This window comes from Demequina oxidasica (assembly GCF_000975115.1).
In the GTDB taxonomy this organism is placed as follows: domain Bacteria; phylum Actinomycetota; class Actinomycetes; order Actinomycetales; family Demequinaceae; genus Demequina; species Demequina oxidasica.
Window position 1 is genome coordinate 541,414 of the sequence record NZ_BBRE01000001.1, and the last position, 18,021, is coordinate 559,434.

Annotated in this window: 18 protein-coding genes; 5 read left to right on the plus strand and 13 right to left on the minus strand. The window is 63.0% G+C overall.

What is annotated here, in order from left to right:
* Positions 1-121 precede the first annotated feature (121 nt).
* From AOP77_RS02490 to AOP77_RS02520, 7 genes are all read right to left on the minus strand, one after another.
* Positions 122-1,447 carry a thymidine phosphorylase gene (locus AOP77_RS02490; protein WP_062208935.1) on the minus strand — a complete coding sequence of 442 codons (1,326 nt, stop codon included), beginning with the start codon at positions 1,445-1,447 and terminating at the stop codon, positions 122-124.
* Positions 1,440-1,841, minus strand: coding sequence for a cytidine deaminase (locus tag AOP77_RS02495; protein ID WP_062208938.1), 402 nt, complete (start codon positions 1,839-1,841; stop codon positions 1,440-1,442). The genes AOP77_RS02490 and AOP77_RS02495 overlap by 8 nt, the downstream gene beginning before the upstream one ends.
* Positions 1,842-1,846: 5 nt before the next feature.
* Positions 1,847-3,151, minus strand: a complete 1,305-nt coding sequence (locus tag AOP77_RS02500) for an ABC transporter permease (protein ID WP_062208941.1) — start codon at positions 3,149-3,151, stop codon at positions 1,847-1,849.
* Entirely contained in the window at positions 3,148-4,509 is a 1,362-nt protein-coding gene (locus AOP77_RS02505) for an ABC transporter permease (protein ID WP_062208943.1), read from the minus strand. The genes AOP77_RS02500 and AOP77_RS02505 overlap by 4 nt, the downstream gene beginning before the upstream one ends.
* Positions 4,506-6,020 (minus strand): ABC transporter ATP-binding protein, encoded by a 1,515-nt coding sequence (locus AOP77_RS02510; RefSeq protein ID WP_062208946.1) that lies wholly within the window; start codon positions 6,018-6,020, stop codon positions 4,506-4,508. Before AOP77_RS02510 ends, AOP77_RS02505 begins: the two co-directional genes overlap by 4 nt.
* A gap of 111 nt (positions 6,021-6,131) precedes the next feature.
* On the minus strand, positions 6,132-7,214 hold the full coding sequence (locus AOP77_RS02515) for a BMP family lipoprotein (RefSeq protein WP_062208949.1): 1,083 nt from the start codon (positions 7,212-7,214) through the stop codon (positions 6,132-6,134).
* Positions 7,215-7,361: 147 nt separating this feature from the next.
* Positions 7,362-8,519, minus strand: a complete 1,158-nt coding sequence (locus AOP77_RS02520; protein ID WP_084622192.1) for a mannose-1-phosphate guanylyltransferase — start codon at positions 8,517-8,519, stop codon at positions 7,362-7,364.
* Between the two features lie 52 nt (positions 8,520-8,571).
* Here AOP77_RS02520 and sdhC point away from each other — a divergent pair, with 52 nt between their 5' ends.
* The 5 genes from sdhC to AOP77_RS02545 are packed head-to-tail and all read left to right on the plus strand — an operon-like array spanning position 8,572 to position 12,634.
* On the plus strand, positions 8,572-8,946 hold the full coding sequence (sdhC, locus tag AOP77_RS02525; protein ID WP_269078414.1) for a succinate dehydrogenase, cytochrome b556 subunit: 375 nt from the start codon (positions 8,572-8,574) through the stop codon (positions 8,944-8,946).
* A complete protein-coding gene (locus tag AOP77_RS02530; RefSeq protein WP_062208955.1) occupies positions 8,946-9,419 on the plus strand; it encodes a succinate dehydrogenase hydrophobic membrane anchor subunit in 474 nt (157 codons plus the stop codon). Before sdhC ends, AOP77_RS02530 begins: the two co-directional genes overlap by 1 nt.
* Positions 9,416-11,179 carry a succinate dehydrogenase flavoprotein subunit gene (sdhA, locus tag AOP77_RS02535; protein ID WP_062208958.1) on the plus strand — a complete coding sequence of 588 codons (1,764 nt, stop codon included), beginning with the start codon at positions 9,416-9,418 and terminating at the stop codon, positions 11,177-11,179. The genes AOP77_RS02530 and sdhA overlap by 4 nt, the downstream gene beginning before the upstream one ends.
* A gap of 12 nt (positions 11,180-11,191) precedes the next feature.
* Positions 11,192-11,959 carry a succinate dehydrogenase iron-sulfur subunit gene (locus tag AOP77_RS02540; protein ID WP_062208960.1) on the plus strand — a complete coding sequence of 256 codons (768 nt, stop codon included), beginning with the start codon at positions 11,192-11,194 and terminating at the stop codon, positions 11,957-11,959.
* A 39-nt stretch (positions 11,960-11,998) separates the two neighbouring features.
* Positions 11,999-12,634, plus strand: coding sequence for a TetR/AcrR family transcriptional regulator (locus AOP77_RS02545; protein ID WP_062208964.1), 636 nt, complete (start codon positions 11,999-12,001; stop codon positions 12,632-12,634).
* Positions 12,635-12,660: 26 nt separating this feature from the next.
* On the opposite strand, the gene AOP77_RS02550 is transcribed toward AOP77_RS02545, so the two are convergent.
* The 6 genes from AOP77_RS02550 to sigE form a co-directional block, all read right to left on the minus strand.
* The gene (locus AOP77_RS02550; protein ID WP_084622194.1) at positions 12,661-13,707 is read right to left on the minus strand and encodes a YihY/virulence factor BrkB family protein; all 1,047 of its coding nucleotides are present in this window, start codon (positions 13,705-13,707) and stop codon (positions 12,661-12,663) included.
* A 3-nt stretch (positions 13,708-13,710) separates the two neighbouring features.
* Entirely contained in the window at positions 13,711-14,718 is a 1,008-nt protein-coding gene (gene trpS / locus AOP77_RS02555) for a tryptophan--tRNA ligase (protein ID WP_152649741.1), read from the minus strand.
* A 77-nt stretch (positions 14,719-14,795) separates the two neighbouring features.
* Positions 14,796-15,128, minus strand: coding sequence for a twin-arginine translocase TatA/TatE family subunit (locus tag AOP77_RS02560; protein ID WP_062208972.1), 333 nt, complete (start codon positions 15,126-15,128; stop codon positions 14,796-14,798).
* 5 nt (positions 15,129-15,133) lie between these two features.
* On the minus strand, positions 15,134-16,513 hold the full coding sequence (locus AOP77_RS02565; RefSeq protein WP_062208975.1) for a S1C family serine protease: 1,380 nt from the start codon (positions 16,511-16,513) through the stop codon (positions 15,134-15,136).
* Positions 16,514-16,531: 18 nt separating this feature from the next.
* Positions 16,532-17,383 (minus strand): anti-sigma factor family protein, encoded by an 852-nt coding sequence (locus AOP77_RS02570; RefSeq protein ID WP_062208978.1) that lies wholly within the window; start codon positions 17,381-17,383, stop codon positions 16,532-16,534.
* Positions 17,380-18,000 carry an RNA polymerase sigma factor SigE gene (gene sigE, locus AOP77_RS02575; protein ID WP_062208981.1) on the minus strand — a complete coding sequence of 207 codons (621 nt, stop codon included), beginning with the start codon at positions 17,998-18,000 and terminating at the stop codon, positions 17,380-17,382. The genes AOP77_RS02570 and sigE overlap by 4 nt, the downstream gene beginning before the upstream one ends.
* Positions 18,001-18,021: the final 21 nt, after the last annotated feature.

Sequence of the window (18,021 nt, forward strand, 5' to 3'; positions counted from 1 at the left end):
GCGGAAAGCGACCAACCCATGAAATAACAACCCATCCTGTAGAGATCCGCGAGGAGCGACAAACCTTACGCTAGTGGCCCGCGATGAAAGCGTCCTCCCGGGCCAGCGATAAACCCCTACGTCAGCGACCCGTACCGGAAGCGTCTTCCGCACCAATACGGTCCAGGATGATCCGGCGGTCCACCGGGGAACTGCCAATCTCTACCGTGCCCGCACCCTCGCAGGCCTCCGACAACGCCGCCAGGCCGCGCGGCATCTTGTCCTCGGACTCGGCGTGCAGGGTCATGATGACGTCACCCTTACGCACCTCGTCGCCCAGCGTCTTGTGCAGGAAGACTCCCGCGCTGAGGTCGAGCACATCGTCCTTGCGCGCGCGTCCCGCGCCGAGCCGCCAGGCGGCAAGGCCGGCACCCATCGCGTCGATTCGCGTGATGAAACCGTCGGAATCCGCGCACACTTCCTCGACGTGCGGTGCCGTGGGCATCGGCGCGTCCGGGTCGCCGCCCTGGGCGGAAATCATCTGGCGCCACTTGTCCATGGCTCGCCCGTCCTTCAGTGCCTCTGAAGGATCGACGCCTGTGACGCCCGCGCCTTCAAGCATCGCGCGCGCTAGCTCCACCGTGAGTTCGACCACATCGGCAGGCCCGCCGCCGGCGAGCACCTCCACCGATTCCGTGACCTCCAGAGCATTGCCGATGCCGCGGCCAAGCGGGGTCGACATATCTGTCAGCAGCGCCGTGGTCACCACGCCCGCGTCAGTACCGAGCGCGACCATCGTGCGTGCGAGTTCGCGCGCATCGTCGATGTTCTTCATGAACGCACCAGTGCCAACCTTGACGTCAAGCACCAGCGCGCCGGTGCCCTCCGCGATCTTCTTGGACATGATGGACGCGGAGATCATGGGAATCGACTCGACGGTACCTGTCACGTCACGAAGCGCGTACAGCTTCTTATCCGCTGGCGCGAGCTGTGCGCCGGCCGCGCAGATGACGGCGCCCACGTCGAGCAACTGCTGACGCATGTCCGCGTTGGAGACATCCGCGCGCCACCCCGGAATCGACTCGAGCTTGTCGAGCGTGCCACCAGTGTGGCCAAGTCCGCGACCCGAAAGCTGCGGCACTGCCACTCCGTACGCCGCAACCAGCGGCGCGAGCGGCAACGTGATCTTGTCGCCCACCCCGCCCGTCGAGTGCTTGTCCGCCGTAGGAACACCCAGATCCGTGAAGTCGAGGCGCTCCCCTGACGCGATCATCGCCGCGGTCCAGCGTGCGATCTCGGACCGCGACATGCCGCGCTGCAAGATTGCCATGGTGAGCGCACTCATCTGCTCGTCGGCCACTACGCCCCGCGTGTAGGCGTCGACCACCCAGTCGATCTGGTCGTCGCTCAGCGTGCCCCCATCGCGCTTGGTGACGATGACGGAAATCGCGTCGTGACGCTCAGCCATGAAATACCTCCAGGTGGTCGGGGCCGAAGGCCCCAGGTAGTAAGTAGTCGACGGTCACGGGACCGTCCGCAGCGTCAATCAGCATGGTGGGACCGCCGTGCTCAAAAAGCAACTGACGGCATCGTCCACACGGCGTCAATACCTCGCCGTTGCCATCCACGCAGGCGAGTGCCATCAGGCGCCCGCCTCCCGAGGAGTGCAACTGTGAGACCACTGCGCACTCGGCACAGAGCGTGAGCCCGTACGAGGCATTCTCTACGTTGCAGCCGGCAATGATGCGGCCGTCGTCGGTGAGCGCCGCAGCGCCCACCGGGTAGCGGGAATAGGGAACATAGGCGGAGGCAGTGACCGCGCGCGCAGCGTGGCGAAGTGCCTCCCAATCGATGTGCGTCATGACGCTCACTTCTTGTAGGGGATTCCCTCTGCCGCAGGTGGACGTGCATGTCCCACGAGTCCGGCCACGGCAAAGATGGTGACGATATAGGGCAACATGGCGAGCAACTGCGACGGAATCGGTGAGCCGATAATGCCAAGTTGGTCCTTCAGCGCAATCGCGAAACCGAACATCACCGATGCCGCGAGGGCACCGGAGGGTCGCCAGCGCCCCAGGATCATGGCCGCCAGCGCGATGAAGCCCGTTCCCGCCGTCATCTCTTTGCCGAAGGCGAGGCCTGAGGCGACGGTGAAGAAAGCGCCTCCGAGTCCGGCGAGCGCGCCGCCGAGAATCGTGTTGCGCACTCGTGTGCGATTGACCTTGATGCCCACGGTGTCCGCCGCAGTGGGGTGCTCGCCCACGGCCCGCACGCGAAGACCCCAGCGAGACTTGAACAGCATCACGCTGAGCACACCCACGGCTGCATACATCAAGTACACCAGCAGGTTGTGGTCGAAGAGCACGGGACCAATGATCGGAATCTTGGACAGCAGCGGGATAGGCAAGTCCGCCATTCCGAGGTTTTGATTGAGGTTCGCGTTATCGCGCAAGAGCGTTCCGAAGAGGAAGCTTGTGACACCAATCACGAGCACGTTGAGCACCACACCAACCACGATCTGGTTGACCCAGTACTTGACCGTGAACAAGGCGAGAAGCATACCCACCAGTGCACCCGCCACGGGCGCCGCGATCAGGCCGATGTACGGGTTGCCGGTGGCAGAGCCCACGACCGCAGCAAGGAACGCACCGGCAAGCAGTTGCCCCTCGATCGCGATGTTGATAATTCCCGACCGTTCGCACACAACACCAGAGAGCGATCCAAAGACGAGCGGAACACTGAGCACCACGGCTCCGGTGAGCAAGCCCGTGATCTGAATATCAGTCGCCCCGCGACCGCCACCGGCCCAGGCCAACAGGGCAAACATCACGGCGATGCCGAACACCACCGGCAACCACCAGCCAGTCTTCCGGGACTGCGAGACCGCCCATGCGCTGTACGCGGCGAGGGCTAAAGCTAACAGCGAAGCGACGATGGCGGTGGTGCGTGTGGGAAGCGTAAAGGTGTCGACAGTGAAGAAATCGCTCGCGCGCGAGATAGAGAACGAGGTAGTTTCTCCGGCCTTGGAGCCCAACCCAAAGACAATAAGCGAGACGAGAGCGACCACTCCGAGGATGATTGGGGTGCGCCAGCGCTTGGCGGCGGTGACTGGAGCATCCTCAGGGGACGGCTCGGGTGCGGTCCCCTGCGATGCTTCGACGACGGCGCTCATACCGCTACCTCCTTCTCGTTCTTAGGAGTAGGTAATCGGAACAGGAACCTCACCAGAGGCGGCGCAGCGATAAACAGCACAATCAGTGACTGGACCACGAGCACAATGTCGATGGGCAGGCCAGCTTGCACCTGCAGAGCAGGACCTGATGCCTTCAATCCACCGAACAGGATCGCGGCGAACACAATCCCCAGTGGTCGCGACCTTCCAAGTAACGCCACGGTGATGGCGTCAAAGCCGAACGAAGCGGCGATACCGGTGGTCAACGATGGCTGTGTCCCCAGTATCTGCCCCGATCCCGCGAGACCGGCGAGCGCACCCGCGATCACCATGACAAGGACCGTGGACTTTGCCACGCTCATACCAGCGGTGCGCGAGGCCGAAGGGTTGGCGCCAACCGCTCTGAACTGGAAGCCGAGAGTCGACCGCTCCATGAGCCACCACACGCCCCATGCCGCAAACAACGCGACAAAGAACCCTAGGTGGAGCGGGTACTGCGCTCCGAAGACCTGCGGATACTGCGAGGAGCTGTCGAGAATGGGACTCTGTGGGTTGTCGCTTCCCGGACGCTGGAACGCATCGAGGGTGAGGAGATAGGCAAGAAAATTGAGCGCAATGTAGTTCAGCATGATGGTCGTAATGACCTCATGAGCGCCAGTTTTCGCCTTCAAAATACCTGGAATGAATCCCCAGATCGCACCGCCGAGTGCGCAACCCAAAACAGCCACAATCAGGTGAAGTCCAGGAGGCAAGTGCCACATAAAGCCGACCATCGCACCGAGCGTCGCGCCCATGATGATCTGCCCCTGCGCACCGATGTTGAACAGCCCAGCACGGAAGCCGATGCCTAGACCGAGTCCCGCGAAGATCAAGGGAGTTGCCATGGTCAAGGTGTTGATGAACGGTCGAATCATTCCTGAGAAAGAGTCAGCGTCGGCGTTGAAAAACGCGCCGTTCCACATCGCGGAGTACGCGCTCGAAACCGCATTCCACATCGCGGAGAGCATGTCGCCCGGACGTGAGAAGAAGTAACCGGCCGTGGTCCGGACCTCCTCTGAGGCAAGAATGATCAGGATGCCACCGATGATCAAGGACGCCACGATGGCCAAGATGACCACGAGCGTCGAGCTCTCCGTAATCTGGCGGAGCATGGACCGAGCGTCCTCAGAACGGGTGGTCGGCTCGCCGCCCTCGCCGCTCTCGCCGGTGACTCCCGGCGTGGGCGCGTCGCCACCGTCGTCACTGCCGCCCACCAACACGGAGGACTCGGCTGCCTTCTTGGGGCGGTCGGCACTCGAGGTCACGTCGCTACCCTGAGGAGCCTTCGGGGTCGTGGGGTTCTTGTCGTCGTCGCTCACGCTGCATCCTCCTCGTGGGCGCCGGCCATCATGAGGCCAAGCGTGTCGCGGTCGGTGTCTGGCGGCACGATGTCGACGATCTTGCCGTGATACATCACTGCGATTCTGTCAGCGAGCGCGACCACCTCGTCGAGCTCGGAACTGACGATGATCACCGCTGCGCCGTTGTCGCGCTCCTGGACGATGCGCTTGTGGACGAACTCAATGGAGCCGACGTCCAGTCCACGCGTGGGCTGGGAGGCAATGAGCAACTTGAGGGGGCGAGACAACTCGCGTGCCAGCACCACCTTCTGCTGATTTCCCCCAGACAGCGAGCTCGCAAGCGCATCCACTCCCGTGGTGCGCACGTCAAACTGCTCAACATGCTTCTCAGCCTCGCTGCGAACCACGCTGGGCTTCAGCACCCCGCCCTTGGAGTAGGGCGCCTGGTCGTAGACGTCAAGAATGAGATTGTTCGCAATGGAGAAGCCGGCCACGAGGCCGTCCTCCGTACGGTCTTCGGGCACAAAACCGATTCCCGACATGAGCGTGTGCTTGATCTTCTTGCCAGTGAGTGTCACGCCATCCAAGGTGACGCTGCCAGCGGTGGTGGGCACCACTCCCAGAATCGCCTCAGTGAGTTCGGTCTGCCCGTTGCCTTGCACGCCAGCGATGGCCAGGATCTCTCCCGCTCGCACGTCGAACGAGACCCCGCGCAATTGAGGATTCCCCAGCTCGTCCAGTACGGTGAGCGACTTCACGTCGAGCATCACTTCGCCGGGCTTCGCCTCAGGCTTATCGACCGTCATGCTGACGTCGCGACCCACCATCAAGGAGGCGAGTTCCTCCTGAGACGCTGTGGGCTCGGCCGTGCCGACTACCTTGCCGCGGCGGATCACCGTGATGGTGTCCGCGACTGCCTGAACCTCGCGGAGCTTGTGCGTAATGAGCACTACCGCAGTTCCAGAGTCGCGCAGCTGCTTCACAATGGCGAGCAGTTCGTCGGTCTCCTGCGGAGTCAAGACGGCTGTGGGTTCGTCCAGAATCAAAATCTCTGCGCGCTGAGAGAGCGCCTTGATGATCTCCACGCGCTGCTGCGCGCCAACGGAGAGATCTTCGACCACGGCATCGGGGTCGATGTGGAAACCAAAGCGGTCGGAGATCTCGTTGACTCGCTTGCGCGCTCCAGCGAGATCTAGCATCTTCGCTGGGCCGCGGACTTCCTCGTGACCGAGCATCACGTTCTCGGCCACTGTAAAGGGGTGGACCAGCATGAAGTGCTGGTGCACCATCCCGATGCCCGCAGCCATCGCATCGCCGGGACCCTTGAAGCCGGCGGGCTTGCCGTCGACCAGAATCTCGCCCTCATCGGCGTCATATAAGCCGAACAGCACATTCATGAGCGTCGACTTCCCCGCGCCATTCTCACCCAGCAAGGCATGCACAGTTCCAGGCTCAACCACCAGGTCGATCGCGTCGTTGGCGGTGAAGTCGCCGAACCGCTTGGTTACCCCACGTAGCTCGAGTTTCACACTAGCTCCTTTGCCATGCACATCATCGTTTCCACCCCTCAGTGAAGCACGAGGGGCGCACCACGTCCACGCGGCACGCCCCTCGGGCGGGGTCAATACCCCAGGTACTGCTTAGGAAACGGCCACCGAGATGGAACCGTCAATGATGCCAGCCTTGAGACCGTCGACCGCACCAGCGACGTCGGCGGGAACTGCCGCGTTCAACTCAGCCAGGCCAACGCCCTCGTTCTCGAGCGTACCGAGGTAAGGCGTGGAGTCGAACGTGCCGTCAACCGCAGCTGCGCTGATGACGTCGAACACGGCATTGCCGATGTTCTTGAGCACCGAGGTGAGGATGATGTCCGAGTACTCAGGAGTGCTCTGCGTCCAGTCCTTGTCCACACCGATGAACCAACCGGAGCCGTTGTCGGTGATGGCAACTTCAGCCGCTCCACCGATAGGACCAGCGACAGGCATGATGATGTCGGCACCCTGGTCGAGCATGCCCTCAGCGATGGTCTGGCTCTTAGGCGCGTCGTCGAAGTTGTCGACGAAGGAACCGTTCTCGCCGTCCCAGCCGAGGACCTTGACGTCGCCGTCGGTCTCAGAGTTGAAGTAGTTGGCACCCGCGAGGAGGCCGTTCATGAAGATGCTCACCGGCGGAATGTTGATGCCACCGTAAGTACCGATGGAACCCGTCTCCGACGTTCCTGCGGCGACGTAGCCCGCGAGGAACGCGGCCTGGTCGGTTTCGAAGAGGATCGGCTTGACGTTCGGAGCCTCGGGGTCGACCGTCGAGTCGATAAGTGCGAAGTTGACGTCCGGGTTCGCAACGGCAGCGGCAGCGGTGGCGTCACCGAGCAGGAAGCCCACCGTAATGATCATGTCGCAACCATCCGCGACCATCGCGTCGATGTTGGGCCCAAAGTCGTTCTCGTCAGCCGACTCGGCGGTGTTGATCTCAATGCCGAGCTCGGTCTCCGCCTGCGTCAGTCCGTCATAGCCAGACTCGTTGAACGAGTTGTCGTCGAAACCACCGGCGTCAGAAACCATGCACGCCTTGTAGTCGACGGACGCCATTGCGCTCTCCGACGTTTCTGAAGTGGCGGCGCCAGTGGACTCGGGAGACGTGGTCTCCTCGGGAGCCGACGAGCACGCCGCGAGGGCGAGAGCCGAGGCCGCGACAACGGCACCGATGCGAATTGCGTTTTTCATGAGTGTTTCCTCACTTGATTGGAGCCCAGGATCGCCAGGCTTGTGCGTATCTCAATGCTACGGGGCAAATGTTTCCCGCGCGCACCCAGCCAGTCTCAGGACGGACACAAATCGGCAACAAATGCCCCGCTAATTAACCAAGTTTCCCTAAAGACCAGAGGCCGCGGCGGCCTTGACCTCCTGAGCGGCCGCCCGCGAGAGCACCAACAGCGCCTCGTCTGACTCCACTATTACAACATCATCGATGCCGACTACAGCGAGGGCTTTGGTCCCGCCTACCGCGACCACCCCGCTCGACCCAAAGGTTCCCACCGCAGCGGAGCGGCCAATGCGCGTGACGCCGTCGGCATCGGGCGTCAGCAGGCCCGCGAGGGAGTCGAAATCTCCCACGTCATGCCAGTCGAAGGCGCCGGGTACGACCGCCACTCCCCCGGCAGCTGCGACGGGCTCGGCGATCGCGTGGTCGATCGCGATCTTGGTCAGCGTGGGCCACACGTGCTCGAGCGAAGCCTGCCGTTCGTCGCTGTCCCAGGTCGCCGCTATTTCCGTCACGCCCGCGTAGATTCCGGGCTGCAGGCGCTCGAGGTGCCCCAGTAGTACAGCGGTGCTGACCACAAACATTCCCGCATTCCAGACATAGCCGCCGCTGGCGAGCATCGATGCCGCCGTCTCTGGGTCCGGCTTCTCGGTGAACTCCCGCACCGCGAAGGCGCCCGGAGCATCGGGCAAGTCAGCGCCTTGGGCGATGTAGCCGAAGGCGGACGATGCCTCGGTGGGGTTGATTCCGATTGTCACCACCTTGCCGGTGCGGGCGGCGGACACCGCGATGCGCACGGCCGCGCGGAACTTGTCTGGCTCGCCGATCACGTGGTCAGCGGCGAAGGAGCCCATGATGCGGTCGCCATGGCGGTGCTGAATGATCGCGGCGGCGAGCGCGATCGCTGCCATCGAGTCACGTGGGGTGGGCTCGGCGACCAGGTTCGCGGCCGGAACCTGCGGTACCTGAGCCGCCACGGCATCGGCGTGCCGCTGTCCTGTCACCACGATGGTCTGTGACGCTAAGGGCGCTAGCCGAGTCACCGTGTCTTGAAGGAGCGTGGTGCCGGTGCCGAGCAAGTCGAGCAGGAACTTGGGTCGGTGGGGCTGGGACAGCGGCCACAATCGCGAGCCCACACCCCCTGCCGGGATCACGGCAATGAAATCATCGATGACCGGCCCGCTGCCAGGGCTGGAGCTGGAGTCGTGGGGAAGCGAGTGCGCCGAGGAAGAATCCGGCGCATGGTGAATGTTGTGCGAGCCTGTCATGGAGACCACATTAGGATGCTAGATAGTGTTCCGAGTAAACCAAGGAGTTTCTGTGTCACCCGCGACAACGCTGTATAGAGGCCGTGAAGGCATGTGGATGTGGGTCGTGCATCGCACCACCGGCGTCGCAATCTTCTTCTTCCTTGTGGTGCACGTCCTCGATACCGCGCTCGTGCGCGTGTCTCCCGAGGCCTACAACGACGTGATCGGCACCTATAAGACGCCCATCTACGGGATCGTCGAGGCCGGCCTCGTCGCCGCCATCGCGCTGCACGCCTTCAACGGCATCCGCATCATCTTGGTCGACACCTGGCCCTGGGCGCTCAAGCACCAGCGCGCGCTGGTCTGGGTGGTGTGGGGCCTGTTCGCGCTGCTGATGATCGGCTTCCTGCCGCGACACCTTTCCCACGTGTTTGGTGGTGCGTAATGAGTACCGCTGACGCAACGACCCCTGTGGTCGAACCCCTACGGCCCATTCGCTCGGGTCGCTCGCGCAACCACGCCGAGCAGTGGTCCTGGCTGTTCATGCGCGGCTCCGGCGTACTGCTACTGGTCCTGATCTTTACGCACCTGTTCATTAACCTGTTCAGCGGTGACGGGGTCAACCAGATCGACTTTGCGTTTGTGGCAGGCAAGTGGGCCTCGCCGGTGTGGAAGATTTGGGACTTCGTGATGCTCGTGCTCGCGATGATCCACGGCGGCAACGGTATGCGCCTGCTGATCAATGACTACGCCCGCGAGACCTGGATGCGCAAGACGCTCAAGACGCTGCTCACGGCCTGCGTCGCGACCATCGTGGTGCTGGGTTCGCTCGTGATCTTCACCTTCGACCCCTGCCCCCTCGACGCCTCGGGTGATTTGCTACCGGGCGTCCCAACCTTCTGTGAGGATGTTCGATGACCGAACACGAATACGACGTAGTCATTGTGGGCGCCGGTGGCGCGGGCATGCGCGCGGCTCTCGAGAGCTCGCAGCGCGCCAAGACCGCCGTGCTGACCAAGTTGTACCCCACCCGCTCCCACACGGGCGCGGCGCAGGGCGGCATGGCCGCGGCGCTCGCCAACGTCGAGGAAGACAACGTCGAGTGGCACGTTTTCGACACCATCAAGGGCGGCGACTATCTGGTTGACCAGGATGCCGCGCAGATCCTCTGCGAGGAGGCCGTCCAGGCCGTCCTCGACCTGGAGAAGATGGGCCTGCCCTTTAACCGCACTACCGCGGGCAAAATTGACCAGCGCCGCTTTGGTGGTCACACGCGTGACCACGGCAAGGCCGCGGTACGCCGTGCGTGCTACGCCGCGGACCGCACCGGTCACATGATTTTGCAGACGCTGTACCAACAGTGCATCAAGCAGGACGTCGAGTTCTTCAATGAGTTCTACGTGCTGGACCTGATCCTCAACGACGACCCCCAGTCAGCGGAGGGCAAGGACGTCGCCGTCGCCGGAGTGATCGCGTACGAACTGTCCACGGGTCAGATCCACACCTTCCGCGCCAAGTCCGTGATCTTCGCTACCGGCGGTGCCGGCAAGGTCTTCAAGACCACGTCGAACGCCCACACCCTGACGGGAGACGGCATGGCGCTCGCGCTGCGCCGCGGCATCCCACTCGAGGACATGGAGTTCTTCCAGTTCCACCCGACCGGCCTGGCCGGGCTCGGCATTCTGCTGTCCGAGGCCGCCCGCGGCGAGGGTGGCATCCTGCGTAACTCGGAGGGCGAGCGCTTCATGGAGCGCTACGCCCCCACTATCAAGGACCTGGCCCCGCGCGACGTCGTCGCCCGAGCCATGGCCAATGAGGTGCGCGAGGGCCGCGGTTGTGGACCGAACAAGGACTACGTGCTGCTGGACCTCACCCACCTCGAGCCCGCACACATCGACGAGAAGCTGCCGGACATTACTGAGTTCGCCCGCACCTACTTGGGCGTCGAGCCGTACACCGAGCCCGTGCCCGTGTTCCCCACGGCGCACTACGCGATGGGCGGCGTTCCCACCACGAACAATGCCGAAGTGTTGCGCAACAACCACGACACCATCAAGGGCCTCTACGCGGCTGGCGAGGTGGCGTGTGTGTCCGTGCACGGCTCTAACCGCCTCGGCACGAATTCACTGCTCGACATCAACGTGTTTGGGCGACGTGCAGGCATTGCCGCGGCCGAGTACGCGCTGACCACCGAGGGATACGACCTCCCGGCAGACGCATCGGCGCTGGTCTCCGACCAGGTCGAGAAGCTCCGCGCGACCGTGGGCGGCGGCGGTACAGAGCGCGTGGCGGACATCCGTCGCGAGCTGCAGGCCACCATGGATCGCAACGTTCAGGTCTTCCGTACGTCGGAGTCACTGGCCGAGGCGCACACGTTGGTCGGAGAACTCCAAGCGCGGTTCAAGAACATCGCCATTCACGACCGGGGCGCGCGCTTCAACACAGACCTGCTTGAGGCGGTCGAGTTGGGATTCCTGCTGGACCTGGCTGAGGTGGTCATCTTGGGTGCCGAGCACCGAAAGGAAAGTCGCGGCGGGCACTACCGTGAGGACTTCCCCACACGCGACGACAAAAACTTCATGAAGCACACGATGGCCTACAAGACCAAGGATGGAATTCGTCTCGACACCAAGCCGGTAGTCGTGACGAAGTACCAGCCCATGGAACGTAAGTACTAGGCGGAGGACACCATGACTGCAACTGCCGAGGCACCCACAAAGGCCGGCGAGGTTCCGAGCTTTGACGTCACCCTGCGCATTCAGCGTATGGACCCAGACGGTACCCCCGATCACCCCGCGGGCGAGGAGTACTGGGAAGAGTTCACGCTGACCATGCACGGCACTGACCGTGTCCTCGATGCGCTCCACAAGATCAAGTGGGACGTGGATGGCTCGCTCGCGTTCCGTCGCTCGTGCGCGCACGGGGTCTGTGGCTCCGATGCCATGCGTATCAACGCCAAGAACCGGCTGGCATGCAAGACGTTGCTCAAGGACCTCAACCCCAAGCGTCCCATCACCATTGAGCCCATCAAGGGCCTGCCAGTGGAGAAGGACCTGATCGTGGACATGGAGCCGTTCTTCGCGAGCTATCGCGAGATCATGCCGTTCCTGATGACATCCGGCCCCACGCCCGAGCGGGAGCGTCTGCAGAGCCCCGAGGAGCGCGCTCGCTTCGACGACACCACCAAGTGCATCATGTGTGCCGCGTGCACGACCTCCTGCCCCGTGTTCTGGACCGATGGCCAGTACTTTGGCCCCCAGGCGATCGTGGGAGCCCACCGCTTCATCTTCGACTCGCGCGACGAGGGCGAGTGGGATCGACTCGAGATTCTCAACGACAAGGCCGGCGTGTGGAAGTGCCGCACGGCTTTCAATTGCACGGAGGCCTGCCCCCGCGGCATCGAGGTCACCAAGGCCATTTCAGAGGTCAAGAAGGCACTCAATACTGGTGCTGTCTAACGGTCACTTAAACGGACACTTGCCGCTTAGAATCGCTTCATGGTGAAACGTAAAGATGCCGTCGCGAACCGCGAGCGGCTCATCCTCGCTGGGTTCGAGATCCTCTCTGTCCGAGATGCAGACCTGACTGTGCGCGAGCTCGCGATCCAGACGGGGCTGGGCATCGGCACGGCATACCGCCACTTTCCGACGCACGAGGATTTGATCCGCGCGCTGTACGACCGAGGCATCATGATGCTCGCAGCATCGCTTCAGTCCCTCGATGAGGAAGCAACGGCCTGGGACAGGATTGTCACCCTGTTGGAGTCTGCCGTGTTCGCGTTAGCGGACGCTCCCGGACTACGGACTGTGATGCGTCGCATGTACGACATCGACCCCGACTACCGTCCTGGTGGCTCGTTCACCGACAGCCTGGCTGGCCTTATTGAGCGCGCCCAGGCCGAGGGCGCACTAAGGCAAGGCGTCACGGGTGGCGACCTGGCACTCATGATGTTCTCGCTCGGCGGCATGGTTGGCAACCCCACCGAGCGTGAGGCCAGCCTCATGCGTCGCCAGCTCGTGATGTTCCTCGACGGAATCCGCGCCGACGGCAAATGCACGGAGCTTCCGGGGGCACCCATGGACGCAGTGGAGTTCCACGCGTTCGTACACCGCTCCAACGCACCGCTCGCTTAGCGTTCTAAATTCCTACTATTGCGTGGTTACTCACGGTCGCGCTGGGTGGCGCGAGCCGTCGTTATGCCACCGTGCCCGCGCCGCGGAATGGACTCCATCTCCGTCGAACTGAACTCACCCGGACCTGCGTCTGACGGCGCTAGGGTGCCGAGCCATGCTGCTGCATAGAGGACGATCCTCGCGACAAAGTTGACGAAGATCATGATCGCGATCACGGACGCCGCGGAGGCAAGCACCGCGTTGTCCTTCACGCCGCCGATCACCAGCGACACCGCCTGGCGCAAGATTCCGATGCTGAGGGCGGCGGCAAGCAGAGTCCAAAACAGTGGCACCCGCGGGCCGCGATAGCGCCCCAGCACCACAATTGCTAGCGCCACGAAAGCCATGTCCACCAGGACACCGACGGCGAAGGCTGGGCCTCGAATGATCCAGTCCGACAACTGCTGATCCGACACCCATCCCGCTATCACGGTAGAGAACTGTGACGCGGCCACCTGCAAAAGGGCACCGAGGAGAACCAAAAACAACAACGCCAGTAGCGCGCCAAAGTCTCGCAACTTGCCCTTGACCGGCGAACCCGCCTGAGTGTCCAGCATCGCGATAGAGCCGATGCGCATGGCGCTCAGGTAGCGGGAGGCGGTATTGATCAAAATGAGAAACGTCACGATTCCGACGATCCCAGTCAGGGTTTGCGGCTCGAGAGAGTTGGGGTCGACCAGGCCAGCGCTATCGGGGCCGTCTGGCTTGATCACCCCTGGAATGGTGTCGTCAATGAAGCCATAGAAGGCCTCGTTCCAATTCGCATTGAAGTGAACGAGGTACGTCGAGATTGTCACACCGATGACAAGGGCCGCCGCAAGAGACGTCAGCGACAGGTAAGCAATTCCGCCGGCAATGATGTTGCCGTTGCCCTCACTGATGCGCTTGAGCATCCGTCCTGGGTGCGTGCGGTCGAACCACTCTTTGCGGGACTTGGCCTCCTTGAGCGCGGCCTTGCCTTTCTCGACCGCCGACGCCTCCTCGAGCGCGACGGTGCGCTTCATCTTGCCCGGGATATAGCTGCGCTGCCTCATGAACTACCTGCGTCGCGCGGGCGCGAGCAGGCCCACGCGGTCGTAGAGGCGGGCGAGCATGGGCTCCGCGAGGGTGGTGGCCTTCTCAGCACCATCGGCGAGCACGGCGTCTAACTTGTCGGGAGACTCGATCCAATCGAGAGTCGCGTCACGGATCGGAGTCAGGAAGTTCACAGCGACCTCGGCAAGGTCCACCTTCAGGTGGCCGTACATCTTGCCCTCGTAGTCGGCGACCAGCTGTTCAACGCTGCGCCCGTCGAGCGCTGAGTAGATAGTGAGCAGGTTGGACACACCCGGCTTGTTGGCCCTGTCGAACGCGATCACGGTGTCGCTGTCGGTCGCCGCAGACTTGATTCGCTTGGCGACCACCTTGGGCTCGTCGAGAAGGTCGATCACGCCATTCGGGCTGGTCTTGGACATCTTGGCAGTGGGTTCCTGCAGGTCGTAGATCTTGGCGGTGTCCTTGACGATATGTGGCTCCGGCACCACGGCCGTGCCCTCGCCAAAGCGCGAGTTAAGGCGCTGCGCCAAGTCGCGCGACAACTCGAGATGCTGGCGCTGATCCTCGCCTACGGGGACCACATTCGTGTCGTAGAGCAGGATGTCAGCGGCCATCAGCACTGGGTACGTGAAGAGCCCTACCGTAGTGCCCGCGTCGCCCTGCTTCGCGGACTTGTCCTTGAACTGGGTCATGCGTCCGGCCTCGCCAAAGGCGGTGAACGTGCTGAGCAACCAGGCGAGCTCGGCGTGCTGGTGGACGTGTGACTGCACAAAAATAAGCGATCTGCTGGGGTCGACTCCCGCGGCCAGATACTGGGCGGCGGTAGCGCGGGTGCGGCGGCGCAGCGCCTCGGGATCCGGAGAGACGGTCAGCGCATGCAGGTCGACCACACTGTAGATCGCGTCGTGCGTGTCCTGCAGCTTGACCCACTGGGCGAGCGCGCCCAAGTAATTGCCTAGCTGGAGGGAATCGGAAGTGGGCTGCATGCCCGAGAAAACGCGTGAAGTCATGCGGCCATTCTTCCAGGTTCTGCGGGAGGTGACACCCTGCATCGCCTACGGCGCAAAACCATCGGCCGATGCTTAGGTTACGTGGCGTCCTCGTCAAAAGGAGCGGGCGTCCCTGCCGCGAGCGGAACACTCGCGGCAGGTCGCGCGACCGGAGCCGGCTTGGACGCCGGCTCGTACAGCGCCTCGCGCACTATGGTGCGCGGGTCATATTGTCTTGGGTCTAGCTTCTCCCAATCGACGTCCCCGCCGACCTCGCGCTCGAGCGTCTCACGCCCGTCGCGAAGCAGGTCGCGTCCCTTAATGATCCAGGCACGCAACTGCCGCGAGTACTCGGGGAGCCGCTCCGGTCCAATCACGATGACCGCGATCAGGAGCAGGACTATCAACTCCCCGCCGTTGATTGAGAACATGAACCCTATTCTGACGGGTTGGGAGCCGGTTCGTCCACGTTGACCTCAGAGTTGGAGCCCAGCGTCACGGTGACTTCCTTTGTCGAGTCGCCCTGCTTGACCGTCAACACGACATCGTCGCCGGGTGCCTTGGCGCGAATCGCCACCACGAGTTCATCGGAACGAGTCACGGGGCGACCGTCGATCTGGGTGATGATGTCGCCTGGCTCGATTCCAGCCGCCGCCGATGGTCCATCCGCGATAACTCCGGAGGAATCATCCACGACCTTGATGCCCTCGCCGTTATAGCGTTCGTCAAGCAACACACCGATCACGGGGAATGTGGCCTCGCCGTCGTTGATGAGCTGTTCGGCAGTGCGTCGCGCCTGGTTAGACGTGATAGCGAAGCCAAGGCCCACGGACCCGGCCTGCTGGGTTGCCGAACCGCCCAGTGACGCGATGGCAGAGTTGATGCCGATCACTTCGCCGGCAGAGTTGATGAGCGGCCCGCCCGAGTTCCCGGGGTTGATCGCGGCGTCGGTCTGGATTGCGTCGATGTAGGCGGGTGCCTGCGTGCCGTCCCCGGCGGTAACCGGGCGATGCAACGCGGAGATGATGCCAGTGGTCACCGTGGAGTCGAGGCCCAGCGGGGAGCCGACGGCGATTGCCGCGTCCCCCACCACGACCTGGTCAGAGTCTCCGAGCACGAGCGGTGAGAGACCCTTCTCATCAATCTTCACGACGGCGAGGTCGTACTCGGGCGTGGTGCCAATAACCTTGCCTTCCTCGATTGATCCATCCGACTTGAGGACCTTGACAGTGTCGTTGTTTGCGCCGTCGACCACATGGTTGTTGGTCAGGATGTAGCCGTCCTCGCGGATCACAAAGCCGGTGCCTGTCGCGGATCCCTGAGCCGTGGCGGTCTCGATCGAGACCACGGACGGCATCACAGCGGCCGCAATGGAGGCAACCGAACCCTCTGGACGGTCGACGGACGTGCCGTTGACTGCGGGAAGCGCAACCGACGAGGAGGACGGACCCCACTCGTTGTACGCCCAAGCGCCGCCAGCACCGCCGAGGATGCCAAGCGCCAGCGCGCCGACGCAGATCGCGGCTACGGTGCGCTTGCGCACTCGTCCCACTGGCGCCTTGGGGGCGACGGGAGGAACGTCAGCGGGAGGCATCTCCCAAGGGAAGGTCTCTGGCTGGGCGGTCGCGACCTCGGTGCCGTACTGCGAACCAGCCGCAGCATCAGCAGCCATTCCAGCATCGGCCGTAGGAGCGACCTCCTCGCGTGTCGAGGCTTCGGTGACAACGGAGCTGCTCTGCTGCGAGTCATCGCCCGCCTCAGGGCGGGGCGATTGACCGCCCACAGGAGTGGGTGGAGCAAAGGGTGAGTCAGTCATGGGGACGGCCTTTCGGGACTAGTTGCCGGTTAGTGTGCCGGCAAAGGCTCCGAGCCCAGCGTGGACACGATCTAAGAATCCGGGCTCAGTGTTTGTGGGGAAGGTGCCTGCCACCGTTTCGAGGGTCACCATCGCGCAACTGCACGACACGGAGACCACGACGTCACCTGTCTGCCACACGAGCTGAGCAGGTTCGAGGCGAACGATGTAGACATCGATGCCCGGCACGTCAGCACGCGGCAAGTCAGCCACACGCTCATGCACCAGATCACCATGCTGCTCGGTCACGACCACAGGGTCGATTCCCGCGAGCAGCGAGGCAACGAGCATGTGTGCGCCGCTGTCGCCGCGCACCACCCTCGCTTCGATAGGGACGAGTCCACTGTCCTGCCAGTCCGGATGGACCCACGCACGCATATTGTCTGCAGAACGCATGTCCTGCGGACCCATATACGCGACATTTGGGGCCGTACCCTCTGCTGAGGCTGCGGCAAATTCAAGAGGAACCTGATCGGGGCCGCCCGCATAATATGCGGCGCCCACGCCAACTGCGGCGAAGATCAGAATCGAGAAAGCAATAGTGGCGGAGCGATGTCGGCTCGGCCGGGCCCGAGCGGCACGGGCGCGGTGCTTTGACTCGCCCTGGGCGATCTGCGCCATGCGGTCGCGATCAAGCAACTGCTGCGCAAAGCGCATGTCGATGCCGGCACTGGACGTGTTGAGCGCTTCTCGAGCTTCTCGTAATTCCGTCCACCGCGCGTTGCAGTCATCGCACTCTTCGAGGTGCGCCATTGCCTCCGCGGCGTCGGCTGTAGACATCCTGCCATCGAGCAGGTCGTGAAGGTTTTCTCCGAGGTGCTTTTGCGTCACTCGCCACCCCGCACCGGAGCGCGGTGCGCGAGAGACTCACGCAACTTCGCGCGGGCGCGAGACAGTCGAGAACGTACGGTACCCATCTTGATACCGAGTGTGGCTGCAATTTCCTCGTACGACAGTCCCTCGATGTCGCTCAGCACAATGGCCGCGCGGTATTCGGGGGGCAGGTCGGCGAGGGCGGCCACAATGTCGTCACCGAAGTGGGACATCTCAAACGCGTCTTCCGGCTGGCCCGAGCGCTCGTGGCGGTCGAAACTGTCCGACGTGGACACAGCCGCGTCGTCGTCCGCCATGAAATCGAAGCGAATTCGCTTCTTGCGGCGCATGCGATCGAGGAAGAGGTTTGTCGTAATACGGTGGAGCCAGCCCTCAAAAGTTCCCGGCTTGAACTGCGACAGTGAGTTGAACACGCGGATGAAAACATCCTGCGTGAGGTCCTCAGCATCGTGCTGGTTGCCGGTGAGGTGATACGCCAAACGGTATACGCGACCCGAGTGTTCCTCGACGATGCGCTCCCACGTGAGCTCGGGGGCGAGCTCAGGGGCATCGGTGACGGATGAAACAACGGCGTCTTTTATAGCGGTGTCTGTTGGCACGGCTGCAATAGTCATGGTTTCCTCCCTCACAATCTG

Coding starts and splice junctions, on each gene's coding strand:
- AOP77_RS02495 (WP_062208938.1), bottom strand. CDS start 1,841: ATGACGCACATCGATTGGGAGGCACTTCGCCACGCTGCGCGCGCGGTC.
- AOP77_RS02500 (WP_062208941.1), bottom strand. CDS start 3,151: ATGAGCGCCGTCGTCGAAGCATCGCAGGGGACCGCACCCGAGCCGTCC.
- AOP77_RS02545 (WP_062208964.1), top strand. CDS start 11,999: ATGGTGAAACGTAAAGATGCCGTCGCGAACCGCGAGCGGCTCATCCTC.
- AOP77_RS02540 (WP_062208960.1), top strand. CDS start 11,192: ATGACTGCAACTGCCGAGGCACCCACAAAGGCCGGCGAGGTTCCGAGC.
- AOP77_RS02530 (WP_062208955.1), top strand. CDS start 8,946: ATGAGTACCGCTGACGCAACGACCCCTGTGGTCGAACCCCTACGGCCC.
- AOP77_RS02550 (WP_084622194.1), bottom strand. CDS start 13,707: ATGAGGCAGCGCAGCTATATCCCGGGCAAGATGAAGCGCACCGTCGCG.
- sdhA (WP_062208958.1), top strand. CDS start 9,416: ATGACCGAACACGAATACGACGTAGTCATTGTGGGCGCCGGTGGCGCG.
- AOP77_RS02515 (WP_062208949.1), bottom strand. CDS start 7,214: ATGAAAAACGCAATTCGCATCGGTGCCGTTGTCGCGGCCTCGGCTCTC.
- AOP77_RS02565 (WP_062208975.1), bottom strand. CDS start 16,513: ATGACTGACTCACCCTTTGCTCCACCCACTCCTGTGGGCGGTCAATCG.
- AOP77_RS02520 (WP_084622192.1), bottom strand. CDS start 8,519: ATGACAGGCTCGCACAACATTCACCATGCGCCGGATTCTTCCTCGGCG.
- AOP77_RS02560 (WP_062208972.1), bottom strand. CDS start 15,128: ATGTTCTCAATCAACGGCGGGGAGTTGATAGTCCTGCTCCTGATCGCG.
- AOP77_RS02490 (WP_062208935.1), bottom strand. CDS start 1,447: ATGGCTGAGCGTCACGACGCGATTTCCGTCATCGTCACCAAGCGCGAT.
- sigE (WP_062208981.1), bottom strand. CDS start 18,000: ATGACTATTGCAGCCGTGCCAACAGACACCGCTATAAAAGACGCCGTT.
- trpS (WP_152649741.1), bottom strand. CDS start 14,718: ATGACTTCACGCGTTTTCTCGGGCATGCAGCCCACTTCCGATTCCCTC.